This window comes from Salsuginibacillus kocurii DSM 18087, assembly GCF_000377705.1.
In the GTDB taxonomy this organism is placed as follows: Bacteria; Bacillota; Bacilli; order Bacillales; family Marinococcaceae; genus Salsuginibacillus; species Salsuginibacillus kocurii.
Map to the genome: position 1 here is coordinate 225,891 of NZ_KB898626.1, position 12,328 is coordinate 238,218.

8 protein-coding genes are annotated in these 12,328 nt (G+C 45.4%); all 8 read right to left on the reverse strand.

The window, feature by feature from the left end; translation table 11 throughout:
• Nucleotides 1-568: 568 nt before the first annotated feature.
• Nucleotides 569-1,051, reverse strand: a complete 483-nt coding sequence (rpoE, locus tag D469_RS0109715; protein ID WP_018923199.1) for a DNA-directed RNA polymerase subunit delta — start codon at nucleotides 1,049-1,051, stop codon at nucleotides 569-571.
• A gap of 332 nt (nucleotides 1,052-1,383) precedes the next feature.
• Complete coding sequence (icmF, locus tag D469_RS0109720) at nucleotides 1,384-4,635, reverse strand: fused isobutyryl-CoA mutase/GTPase IcmF (protein ID WP_018923200.1); 3,252 nt, start codon at nucleotides 4,633-4,635, stop codon at nucleotides 1,384-1,386.
• 23 nt (nucleotides 4,636-4,658) lie between these two features.
• Nucleotides 4,659-5,303, reverse strand: a complete 645-nt coding sequence (locus tag D469_RS0109725; RefSeq protein WP_018923201.1) for a TetR/AcrR family transcriptional regulator — start codon at nucleotides 5,301-5,303, stop codon at nucleotides 4,659-4,661.
• A 33-nt stretch (nucleotides 5,304-5,336) separates the two neighbouring features.
• Nucleotides 5,337-6,479, reverse strand: coding sequence for an acyl-CoA dehydrogenase (locus tag D469_RS0109730; RefSeq protein ID WP_018923202.1), 1,143 nt, complete (start codon nucleotides 6,477-6,479; stop codon nucleotides 5,337-5,339).
• Nucleotides 6,480-6,589: 110 nt separating this feature from the next.
• Nucleotides 6,590-7,732: an acyl-CoA dehydrogenase gene (locus tag D469_RS0109735; RefSeq protein ID WP_018923203.1), complete on the reverse strand. Its 1,143-nt coding sequence runs from the start codon at nucleotides 7,730-7,732 to the stop codon at nucleotides 6,590-6,592.
• A gap of 20 nt (nucleotides 7,733-7,752) precedes the next feature.
• Complete coding sequence (locus D469_RS0109740) at nucleotides 7,753-8,607, reverse strand: 3-hydroxybutyryl-CoA dehydrogenase (protein ID WP_018923204.1); 855 nt, start codon at nucleotides 8,605-8,607, stop codon at nucleotides 7,753-7,755.
• Nucleotides 8,608-8,639: 32 nt separating this feature from the next.
• On the reverse strand, nucleotides 8,640-9,818 hold the full coding sequence (locus tag D469_RS0109745) for an acetyl-CoA C-acetyltransferase (protein WP_018923205.1): 1,179 nt from the start codon (nucleotides 9,816-9,818) through the stop codon (nucleotides 8,640-8,642).
• A 284-nt stretch (nucleotides 9,819-10,102) separates the two neighbouring features.
• Nucleotides 10,103-12,238 (reverse strand): (Fe-S)-binding protein, encoded by a 2,136-nt coding sequence (locus D469_RS0109750; RefSeq protein WP_018923206.1) that lies wholly within the window; start codon nucleotides 12,236-12,238, stop codon nucleotides 10,103-10,105.
• Nucleotides 12,239-12,328 lie beyond the last annotated feature (90 nt).

Consider the following 12,328-nt stretch of genomic DNA (forward strand, 5'->3'; position numbering starts at 1 on the left):
ACAAAGGTCATTACGTTCTACATTCACGCATTGCTCCCTTTTAAAACGACCCTTGCTTGCCATAGGCTGCCACAGCATAGCGGCTACCAACTCTCGTTCGCAATCTGGCTTGCCACAAAGCAAGGTGCACCTCAAACGTTTTACTTCTCTCTTCACCTTTTAGCAGGCTAAACGTTCTTGCTGCACATGAAAAACAACTTCTCTTGCTTGTCGTCTTTCCTCTTCTTCTATTCTTTTCCCAACTACCTCTAATCATAAGACTATATTAGCTTTTCACTTGAAAAGCTAAATGAGGCTAACCCCTCACAAGTTAGGCGCCAAACCAAAACCACTTCTATGATTTAAGTTGGCGCGTCCCCTTACGAAGCCTTAAAATAAAAAAACAAAAGTGCCACCTCGACCTTAGTCAGGGGGCGCACTTTTGTTTATAGCTCATGCGTCATATCATCATTCGCAGTGCATACTGCGCATATTTTATAAAGCCCAACGATGATTTTACTCGGGCGCTTATAAAAAGTCAAGATAAGAAATCAAGATTTGAAACCTACATTTTTCCAAATTTCAAATTCTATTCTTCGTCTTCAGAAGTTCCTGAAGTTGATGTGGTATCATCAAACGGATCAAGCTCATCTGTTTCTTCAAATGCTTTGTCTTCCTCCTGGGAAAGCTCATCCAGCTCATCTTCCAGGTCTTCAAGGCCTTCATCGAGTTCGTCCTCTTCCACAAAGTCGTCCTCAAGGTCAGCAGCTTTTTTCTTCTTCGGTTTAATCGTAGCCGACAGATCTTCGTCGGATTGATCAACAGAATACCAAGCTTTTAAGCCCCAGTGATTGTCCCCTAAATAAGCAAAACGGGCATCAATGTTCATCGTCGTAAACACCTTTGTGATACGTTCTAAACGCTCATTTTCATCCATGTTTTTAACCTTAGCCACTTTTTCAAACAAGTCGTGGTAAGGGTACGGCTTATTCTCCTCTTTTAAAAGAATATGGGCCACTTCAATTGCTGCCATCTCTTCAATTTGTTCCTGGCTATACTCTTTAATACTCATGGACCCCACGTCCTTTCCGTTCATTTTTCCAACGCGCCACAATCGATGTTACAGTTGATCTATGTGCAGTTCCAGTTTGTCACGTGCATAAAGCAAAAATCATCTTTTCCATTATAAACATATTTATTCGTGGAATGCCAGTTCGAACCGATATTTTTTATACATTCCCAAACAGCCCCTTCTCATCATTTCACCATCTCCCCTTTGTGCGCCTTACCGGATGCTACTTTTCTTTCACCTCTACCCCTATTTTATACATTAAAACCCTATGCATGGAGTCAAAAAGAAAACAAGCGGGCTTCTTTATGAGGAAGAAGCTCCGCTTGTTCTTCTTACATATTGCGCCGATACTTACCGCCGACTTCGTATAAGGCATGGGTGATTTGCCCAAGACTTGCTACTTTCACTGTTTCCATTAACTCTTCAAAAATATTGCCGCCATTTACTGCCGTTTTCTGCAACTGTTTTAACGCATGCTCCCCAGCGTCTTGATTTCGTTTTTGGAAAGCACGTAATTTAGCAATTTGCCCGTCTTTTTCTTCTTTTGAAGCCCGGGCAAGCTCCATATCAAACTCTTCCTCTTCTTGTACTGGGTTTAGGTACGTGTTGACACCGATGATTGGCAGTTCACCACTATGCTTTTTCATTTCATAATACATTGACTCTTCCTGGATCTTGCCGCGCTGATACTGGGTTTCCATCGCTCCTAACACCCCACCGCGATCATCAATCCGCTCGAGTTCACGCAGTACTGCTTCTTCTACAAGCTCAGTCAATTCTTCTACGATAAATGAACCTTGATGCGGGTTTTCATTTTTAGCAAGGCCCATTTCTTTTGTAATGATCATTTGGATAGCCATCGCACGCCGCACGGAATGTTCCGTTGGTGTGGTAACAGCTTCATCATAAGCATTTGTATGAAGCGAGTTGCAGTTATCATAGATCGCAAGAAGTGCCTGGAGCGTCGTGCGGATATCATTAAAATCTACTTCCTGAGCGTGAAGCGAACGCCCCGAGGTCTGAATATGATATTTCAGTTTTTGTGAGCGTTCCCCCGCGTCGTAGCGTTCTTTCATGACTGTCGCCCAAATGCGGCGAGCAACCCGGCCAATAACGGTGTACTCCGGGTCGAGGCCATTGCTGAAAAAGAAGGATAGATTGGGGGCAAAGTCATCGATATCCATACCCCTGCTCAAGTAATACTCCACATAGGTGAACGCATTAGCAAGCGTAAAGGTGAGCTGGCTGATTGGGTTAGCACCGGCTTCAGCGATGTGATACCCCGAAATCGAAACAGAATAATAATTGCGCACATTATGGTCGATAAAATACTGCTGAATATCTCCCATCATGCGAAGCGCAAACTCCGTGGAAAAAATACACGTGTTCTGGCCCTGGTCTTCTTTTAAAATATCTGCCTGTACGGTGCCGCGCACGACTGAGATCGTTTCGGCTTTCAATGTTTCATATTCATTGGCGTCTGGCTTGCGCCCTTCGTTCTCTTCAAAGCGTTCCACCTGCTGTTCAATCGCTGTATTCATAAACATCGCTAAAATAATCGGAGCCGGGCCGTTGATTGTCATGGAAACGGAAGTGGAAGGAGCTGTTAAGTCAAAGCCTGCATAGAGCTTCTTCATATCTTCAAGGGTGCATATGCTCACCCCGCTTTCCCCTACTTTTCCATAAATATCCGGCCGTTCATCAGGGTCTTCCCCGTACAAAGTCACCGAATCAAAAGCTGTTGAGAGCCGCTTTGCTTCATCATCTTTAGACAAATAATGAAACCTGCGGTTGGTCCGTTCAGGAGGACCTTCTCCGGCAAATTGCCGTTTGGGGTCTTCTCCTTTCCGTTTAAATGGGAACACCCCCGCTGTAAACGGAAATTTCCCCGGAACATTTTCCTTAAGCGACCAGCGTACGATTTCTCCCCAATCTTTAAATGCAGGAAGTTGAACACGGTTAATTTTTAACCCGGACAACGTTTCGGTATTTAAGTCATTAATGATTTCTTTACCACGGATCACGGTCGTATGGGTATCCCCGCTGTATTCTTCCTGCAAAGCTTCCCAGCCGTCAAGAATATCACGCGTGCGTGGATCCAGCTTCTGTTCGCGTTCAGCTCTTAACGATTCTAGTTCGTTTAAGGTTGTTTCATATTCATAGCCTTGCTCGTTTAACATGTGAATGGTGCCCTCAAGTTGAAATAGTTTGCGGGCGAATTCAGCCTGGATATCTGCCCATTCTTTGTAATTTCGTACGGTACGAACAATATCGCGCAAATAATGAACTTGATCAGGCGGAATAATGTGGTCTTTCACCCCTGCTTCGCCCTCGGTGTCAATGGCAGTCTCCCATGCTGTGCCGCAGTTTTCATTTAACACATTGACCAAAGCAGCAAACAAAATATTGGTGCCTGGGTCATTGAATTGGCTGGCGATCGTAGCATATACTGGCATCTCAGCAGGGTCCCCGTCAAACAGCAAATGAGCACGTTGGTATTGTTTACGCACGTCGCGCAAGGCATCTTCAGAACCTTTACGGTCAAATTTATTAATCGCAATCAAATCAGCATAATCAATCATATCGATCTTTTCCAACTGAGACGGGGCACCAAATTCACTAGTCATTACATACATTGAGACATCGGAAACTTCTGTTATTTCGGCATCACCCTGGCCGATACCACTCGTTTCTACAATGATTAAGTCAAAGCCGGCTGCTTTTACAACTTCTAATGCCTCTTCAATATTTTTGGTCATTTCCGTTTTCGACCCGCGTGTGGCGAGCGAACGCATAAACACCCGCTTTGAATGAATAGCATTCATGCGAATACGGTCGCCAAGTAATGCTCCGCCTGTTTTTTGTTTGGTCGGGTCAATAGAGAGAATAGCAACTGTTTGCTCAGGGAATTCGTTTAAAAAGCGGCGGACGAGCTCATCAGTTAAAGAGCTCTTCCCTGCTCCCCCCGTGCCAGTAATACCTAGAACCGGTGCCTGGCCGGCCTGCAGCTCCTTTAATTCTTCGAGTGCTTTTTTCGCTGTGCCATCTGCCTGCTCTTCACTTTCTACGACGCTTAACACACGGGCAATTGCACGTTCTTCTCTGTTTTGAAGCGCTTTCAAATCTGCTTGGATTTGTTTTGGAGTTGGAAAATCACATTCTTCTATCATGCGGCTGATCATCCCGGGAAGTCCTAACGTTCGCCCATCTTCAGGAGAAAAGATCCTGGCTACCCCGTAACGATGCAATTCTTCAATCTCAGGAGGGGTAATCACCCCACCGCCCCCTCCGTATAAACGAATGTGGTCTGCTCCTTTTTGCTTGAGCAGGTCAAAACAGTATTTAAAATATTCGATGTGTCCTCCCTGGTATGATGAAATCGCGATACCTTGCACATCTTCATGGATGGCTGCATCCACTACTTCTTCGACCGAACGGTTGTGACCGAGATGGATCACTTCTGCTCCGCCGGCTTGGAGTAAGCGACGCATAATATTAATCGAAGCATCATGCCCATCAAACAAACTAGAAGCTGTGACAAAACGAACGTGCGTTTTTGGCTTATACATCGTTTTTTCTGCCATTCCTTCGTTCCCCTTTCCGCTTTTCAGCTCTTTGCCTCGTTAGTTGAACTCAGTCCACCTAACAGCTGTTCAAGCTGATAATCCGTGTATTCTTCGAGTGTAAAACGTTTGGAAAGCGTCCAACGCCGAAACGACCACATATGGCCTTTAACCATGATGTTCTCTGCTGTTAATTTAATCACCCGCTCATCCAGGTCAAGTACACCCTGCCGGCAGCAATCACGGACCACTTCTTCGACTCGTTGAGTCATCTCCTCTTCTCGCTTTAAAACATAGGGCAGGGCTTCGTGCGGAAGCGATTTTGCTTCTTGATACATAACGAGGACTTCATCCTGCATTTCATCAACTACTTTAAACAAGGAGCGAACCGCTTGCTTTAAGTAATCCATGCCTGCTTCTTTTTGATCCAAATGTGCTTCTAGACGCTCCATTACTTCTTCATACACAGAATCACAGACGAGATACAACACATCTTCTTTAGAACCGATATACTCATACAACGTGCCGATGCTAAAGCCGGAATGCTTAGCAATCTCCCGGGTGGTCGTGCGGTGGAAACCTTTTTCTTTAAAAAGGGAGACAGCCCCTTTTACCATTTGCTCCCGTCTTTTTTTAATTAACGTCTGATCTTTGACCATAGACGGAACGTTTTTTTTCTTAGTACTCATGAAGAGCCCTCCCTTCCCATTTCAAACTTACTCTTAATCGGCAAGCAGCATTTTCGAAATTACGAGGCGTTGAATTTCATTGGTCCCTTCATAAATCTGGGTAATTTTTGCATCACGCATATACCGTTCAACAGAGTAATCTTTTGTATAACCATAACCACCAAACACTTGCACGGCTTCGGTGGTGACTTCCATCGCTGTATCGCCGGCAAACAATTTCGACATCGCTGACTCTTTGCTATAAGCAAGTTTCTCTGATTCCCTCCAGGCAGCCTGATAGGTAAGGAGGCGGGAAGCTTCTACTTTCGTCGCCATGTCTGCCAGCTTAAACGCCAGCCCCTGCTGTTGGCCGATTGGCTTGCCAAACTGCTTGCGCTCTTTTGCATAAGAAGTAGCAGCATCCAATGCGCCTTGTGCGATGCCCACAGCTTGGGCAGCGATACCATTGCGACCGCCGTCAAGCGTCATCATTGCAATCTTGAACCCTTCTCCTTCTTCGCCCAGTAAGTTCTCAGCCGGCACACGGCAATCTTCCATAATAATTTCTGTTGTCGGTGAAGAACGGATGCCGAGCTTTTCTTCTTTCTTTCCAATAGAAAAGCCTTCAGCGTCTTTTTCCACAATAAAAGCACTGACTCCTTTATGTTTCTTCTCCGGCTCCGTTAAGGCAAACACCACGTAAATGTCAGCAATGCCTCCATTGGTGATAAAAATCTTGGAGCCATTTAAAATGTAATCATCACCTTTTTTCTCAGCTGTCGTTTTCATACTTGCTGCATCTGAGCCTGAACCTGGCTCGGTTAACCCATACGCACCAATTTTTGTTCCTTCGGCCAACGCTCGCAGGTACGTCTGCTTTTGAGCTTCGGTACCAAATGAATAAATCGGCCAGCCTGCCAATGAAATATGAGCAGAGAGCGTCACTCCCATTGAAGCACAAACACGGGACAACTCTTCGACAGCAATACAATAACTGACGTAATCTGCCCCAATGCCTCCGTATTCTTCCGGCCACGGAATCCCGGTTAACCCAAGATCGGCCATCTGTTTAAACAGCTCCATATCAAACCGTTCTGCTTCATCCCGCTCAGCTGCTGTTGGTGCCACTTCATTCTCTGAAAACTCCCGTACCATTTTGCGAATCATTTGTTGCTCATCCGTTAACAAAAAATTCATTGCTCTCTCTCCCTTTTGTTTGCCTTGACCAAACTAAGACCTACTCATCATTCCAAGTAAACACTGCCTGCAGGCCTTAAGGTCATTTGGTTGATATCTAACTTGAGTATCTACTGGTCGAGGAGGCCCCTGCTAATAACGTGCCGCTGTATTTCACTGGTCCCCTCATAGATCTCACACACCTTCGCATCTCTGAAAAAACGTTCAGCCGGGTACTCGGTTGTATAGCCGTAACCGCCGAAGATTTGTACTGCTTCTGTAGCCACTTTCATCGCATTTTGCGAAGCAAATAACTTAGCCATAGAAGCTATACTGCCTCCCTCTTTTCCTTGCGAACGCAAATTGGCAGCGTGGTAGGTTAGCAGTTTAGCGGCTTCTGTTTGCGTAGCCATATCAGCTAACTTAAAAGCAATCCCTTGTTGTTTGCCAATTGACCCTCCAAACTGCTTTCGTTCCTTTGCATAAGACGAAGCTGCTACAAGCGCTCCTTCAGCAATTCCCAGCGACTGAGCAGCAATGCCTATCCGACCGGCATCTAAATTAGACATAGCAATCTTAAAGCCTTCTCCTTCTTCCCCTAAGCGATGGTGAACTGGTACTTTGGCATCTTCGAAAATAAGCTCAGTCGTATTAGAACCTCTCAGCCCCATTTTTTTCTCTTTGTTGCCGATTTGAAAGCCAGGTGTCTCCTTATCCACAATAAAAGCAGTAATCCCTGCTTTTTTAGCAGCTGGGTTGGTAGAAGCAAAAACAATATACGTATCAGCTGCTCCGCCATTAGTGATAAAGACTTTAGATCCATTTAATATATAGTGCTCGCCTTGTTTGACGGCAGTCGTTTTAAGCGCAGCGGCATCCGATCCTGCCCCCGGTTCCGTTAAAGCAAAAGCGGCTAAACTGTTTCCTTTAGCAAGTTTTGGAAGGTACGTGTTTTTCTGTTCATCGTTGCCAAAATAGTAGATAGGGTTCGTACCCACTGAAGTGTGCACGGATAATATTACCCCTAGAGCCGGAGAGACCTTTGATAATTCATGGATAGCAATGACATATGAAGTAAAGTCCATTTCCGATCCACCGTATTTTTCAGGGACCGGTATGCCCATTAACCCAAGCTCTCCCATTTCTTTTACGAGTTCAGTTGGGAAGTTATCGGCCGCTTCCATTTCTTTAACAGCCTTTTTCACCCGGTCGTTGGCAAAGTCCTGAACCATTTTTCGCATCATCTGCTGTTCCTCGCTGAAATGAAGATTCATGGTCCTCCCCCCTCTTCCTCTTACGCTTCGTATGAATAAAAACCCCGTCCTGTTTTCTTTCCAAGCCAGCCTGCTTTTACGTATTTGCGCAGCAATGGACAAGGCCGGTATTTATCATCACCAAATCCTTCGTGGAGCACTTCCATAATATAAAGGCACGTATCCAGGCCAATAAAATCAGCCAGGGTTAACGGACCCATGGGATGATTCATGCCAAGTTTCATCACTTCGTCCACCGCCTCAGGCTCAGCCACCCCTTCGTACACCGTAAATACAGCTTCATTAATCATTGGCATCAAGACCCGGTTGGACACAAAGCCTGGAAAATCATTTACTTCAACGGGCATTTTCCCAAGTGCTTCAGCCGTCGTTTTAACTACTTCATATGTCTCGTCACTGGACTGCAGTCCGCGAATAACTTCTACCAGTTTCATCACAGGGACAGGGTTCATAAAATGCATGCCAATTACTTGGTCCGGACGCTTCGTCACGTTTGCAATTTCTGTGATCGGCAAAGACGACGTATTGGTAGCCAAAATGGCATGTGGTGGCGCATGTCGGTCTAAATCCCTGAACAACTCTGTTTTTATATTCATCTGTTCAACTGCTGCCTCAATCACGAGATCCGCTCTGCCTGCATTCTCCATATCCACTGACGAATGAAGACGGCCTAAGACCGCTTCTTTCTCCGCTTTTTCCATTCGCCCTTTCTCCACTTGGCGAGAAAGCTGTTTTTCAATGCTGGCCCGGCCTTTTTCCACCCGCTCCTTGTCTATATCATGTAAAAATACTTCATAGCCTGCCTGGGCGTGGACTTGGGCAATTCCTGCTCCCATTTGCCCAGCCCCAACAACCATTACATTATTTATTTTCATATATAATAGACCTCCTTCAGCTCTACCGTTGTTTATACGCGAACTAAGACAGCGTCTCCCTGGCCCCCGCCACTACAAATGGCGGCAATACCAAGCCCGCCTCCAATTCGTTTCAATTCATGGACAAGTGTTAAGATAATGCGGGCACCGCTTGCGCCAATCGGGTGCCCGAGAGCAACGGCCCCGCCATTAACATTTATTTTTTCTGCATCTAAATGTGCAATCTGTTGGCTGGCAAGAGCGACGGCTGCAAATGCTTCGTTAATTTCAAAGCGATCGATGTCTTCTATAGAAAGACCCGTTTTAGTGAGCAAACGCTCAATCACCAGCCCTGGTGTTTTAGGAAAGTCACCAGCCTCAACGGCTAATGCTTCCTGTCCTTCAATGGTTGCTACTCGTTCCCAGCCGTTCGCTTCTACTTTATCCGCTGATGCTAAGACGAAGGCACACGCTCCGTCATTTACGCCAGGAGCATTGCCGGCCGTAATCGTTCCATCCTTCCCAAACGCTGGCTTTAACTTGGCAAGTGCTTCGCTAGTCGTGTCTTCCCGCGGTGCTTCATCACGTTCTATCAATATACGATTTCCTTTTTTATCGATTTGCTCTACCGGGACAATTTCTTCCTTGAAATAGCCTTTAGCCATTGCCGCAATGGCAAGCTGATGACTACGGGCGGCCCAGGCATCCTGTGCATCTCTGGAAATCCCCAGCTCCCCAGCTGTTTGATTTCCATAAACGCCCATGTGCACACCCGTAAAACTGCATTGTAAACCGTCTTTTATCATAAGATCTTCCAGCTTGCCATCGCCCATCCGCTCTCCCCAACGAGCACCTGATAAGGCATGAGGGGTCCTGCTCATAGACTCCATCCCCCCGGCCACGACCACGTCCACATCCTTGGCACGTATCAATTGATCAGCCAGGGTCACGCTGCGCATGCCTGAAGCACAAACTTTATTAATCGTTTCAGTCCGTGCCTCCCAAGGAAGCCCAGCAGCATGTGCAGCCTGGCGGGACGTAATTTGACCTCCCCCCGCTTGCAGCACATGGCCCATAATCACTTCCTCAATGTCATTTGTATCTACGGGAGAACGCTCCATGGCACCTTGAATAGCTGCCGCTCCTAATTCAGGAGCTGGCGTAGTCGCTAATGCCCCCCCAAACTTTGCAAATGGCGTGCGCGCCCCCGCCAGAATTAACGTTTTAGCCATTCATTCTTCCCTCCACAAGTCATTATATTTTCAAAGGTTCAACGGTTAGTGAACGAACGCTCAGTCAACAGCCCTAAAAATGTAAGCGCTTTCCAATATACTTCTAATGTAAATTAAGAAAATTAAAAAATCAAGCAGAACTTGGAATCTATTGATGAATCTCCCTCATCCAGATTGGTTAAAAAGCCCCGCTCCATTTATTGAGCGAGGCTCACTAGCGTTGGCAGGTGGGTCCTATCACCAAATTTTTAGTAGCTCTACACCACCAGCCCACCCTCTATTTTCTATTCTTCTTCAGTGACCGGCTCAATTTCCGGCTCTCTAGAAAGAACTTGATTTCCCATCACTGCGCGTTCCAAAATTTCTGCCACATCCATCGTAGCGATGTCATCTTCGACTTCTTTATCTTTTGTGCCGTCACTAAGCATCGTTAAACAATACGGACAAGCACTGCCAATGAGCGATGGGTTTGTTTCAAGCGCTTGCTCGGTGCGGGCGACATTTACGCGCTGACCCGCTTCTTCTTCCATCCACATCATGCCGCCGCCTGCACCACAGCACATGCCATCTTCTTTGTTGCGTTCCATTTCCACAATTTCCAAGCCTGGTATTGCTTCAAGAATATACCTTGGCGGATCGTAAACTTCATTATAACGACCTAAATAACAGGAGTCGTGATAGGTCATCCGCTCATTAATTGCATGTTCTGGTTTCAATTTACCTTCATCCAGCAGTTTTGCCAACAATTCGGTGTGGTGATAAACTTCTACACCTTCAAGGCCAAAGTCTGGATATTCATTTTTAAAGGTATTATACGCATGCGGGTCTATGGTTACGATTTTTTTGATATCATTTTTTTGAAATTCGCTAATGTTTGCTGTTGCTAATTCCTGGAATAAAAATTCATTTCCGATTCGTCTCGGTGTATCGCCTGAATTTTTTTCTTTGTTTCCAAGAATCGCAAACTTAACACCTGCTTCATTCATTAATTTGGCAAAAGACTGAGCAATTTTTTGGCTTCGTTTATCATAAGAGCCCATGGAACCGACAAAGAAGAGAAATTCAAGTTCTTCCTCCCGCTTTTTCATTTCTTTAATCGTTGGCGCGTCAATATCTTCACGGGCTTCCCGCCAATTTTCACGTTCTTTGCGGTTAATGCCCCACGGATTACCTTGCCGTTCAATGTTCGTCATGGCTCGCTGCGCTTCGCTGTCCATTTTTCCTTCGGTCAACACAAGGTAACGACGCATATCAATAATCTTATCAACGTGTTCGTTCATGACCGGGCATTGATCTTCACAGTTTCGGCAGGTTGTACATGCCCAGATTTCTTCTTCAGTGATCACATCACCGATTAAGCTTACATCGTAAGCAGCAGCCACTTCCTCACCCCCAGTTCCTGTAGCTGCCAACTTATTTCCTTTAGTATTACTGAAGGCAAAAGCCGGCATCCACGGTTGTCTGGAGGTCACGGCCGCCCCTTTTTCAGTTAAATGATCGCGCATCCGAATCAACAAGTCCATCGGTGAAAGCATTTTTCCGCTTCCAGTTGCCGGACACATATTCGTGCACCGCCCGCATTCTACGCAGGCATACAAGTCTAACAGCTGTTTTTGATTAAAATCTTCAATTTTTCCTTTTCCGAATTCTTCTTTTGTTTCATCTTCAAAGTCGATGGCTTCAAGCTGACCTACTTTGTGGGTTGGCCCAACATATACATTGGCGGGCCCGGCAAGCAAATGAGCATGCTTAGATTGCGGAATATATACTAAAAATGCTAACAAAAAGAACAGGTGAAGCCACCAGAAAATATAGAAAAACACCGAGGCAGCAACCGCGCCAATTGGCTCCACTGCAAACGAAACAAGAGAAGCAATCGGTTCGAAAACGCTTGCATTTTTACCATCAAGCCAAACGATTTCCATACCTTTGGCAAACAATTTTGAAACCATCAAACCACCAATGAAAATAAGAACAAGACCTGCTTTCCAATTTCTCTTCAACCGAACGAGCTTCTCAATATAACGGCGGTAAAATGCCCATACTACCCCTACTAGAATAAGTAAAACGACAAGTTCTTGAAAGAGCGTAAAATATGGGTAGAGCGGACCAAATGGAAGATGTGAACCAGGATTTAAACCTTTCCAAATTACATCAACCGCACTAAATTGAACGAGTAAAAACCCATAAAAGAAAATCACATGGATGATACCGCTCTTTTTATCCTTTAGTAGTTTGGACTGGGCAAACACCTTCTCCATTACATCCTGCCAGCGTTCTTTCGGGGTTTTAATGAACTCCGGCTTTTCCCCAAGCTTAATATACTCATGTCTTGTCTTTACTAGCGAAGCAAATAAATATACTGCATACCCTGTTACAAGTAAGAACAAAACTAAATTAATCCATAAAAATGTTGTCATTCTTTTCTCTCCTTCCCCCTACAAATAATAAGCGCCCAAATCCTTACTAGCGTTGCAGCTGGCTCACGATAGAAAACCTGTATACAGTTT

Coding starts and splice junctions, on each gene's coding strand:
- rpoE (WP_018923199.1), bottom strand. CDS start 1,051: ATGAGTATTAAAGAGTATAGCCAGGAACAAATTGAAGAGATGGCAGCA.
- icmF (WP_018923200.1), bottom strand. CDS start 4,635: ATGGCAGAAAAAACGATGTATAAGCCAAAAACGCACGTTCGTTTTGTC.
- D469_RS0109725 (WP_018923201.1), bottom strand. CDS start 5,303: ATGAGTACTAAGAAAAAAAACGTTCCGTCTATGGTCAAAGATCAGACG.
- D469_RS0109730 (WP_018923202.1), bottom strand. CDS start 6,479: ATGAATTTTTTGTTAACGGATGAGCAACAAATGATTCGCAAAATGGTA.
- D469_RS0109735 (WP_018923203.1), bottom strand. CDS start 7,732: ATGAATCTTCATTTCAGCGAGGAACAGCAGATGATGCGAAAAATGGTT.
- D469_RS0109740 (WP_018923204.1), bottom strand. CDS start 8,607: ATGAAAATAAATAATGTAATGGTTGTTGGGGCTGGGCAAATGGGAGCA.
- D469_RS0109745 (WP_018923205.1), bottom strand. CDS start 9,818: ATGGCTAAAACGTTAATTCTGGCGGGGGCGCGCACGCCATTTGCAAAG.
- D469_RS0109750 (WP_018923206.1), bottom strand. CDS start 12,238: ATGACAACATTTTTATGGATTAATTTAGTTTTGTTCTTACTTGTAACA.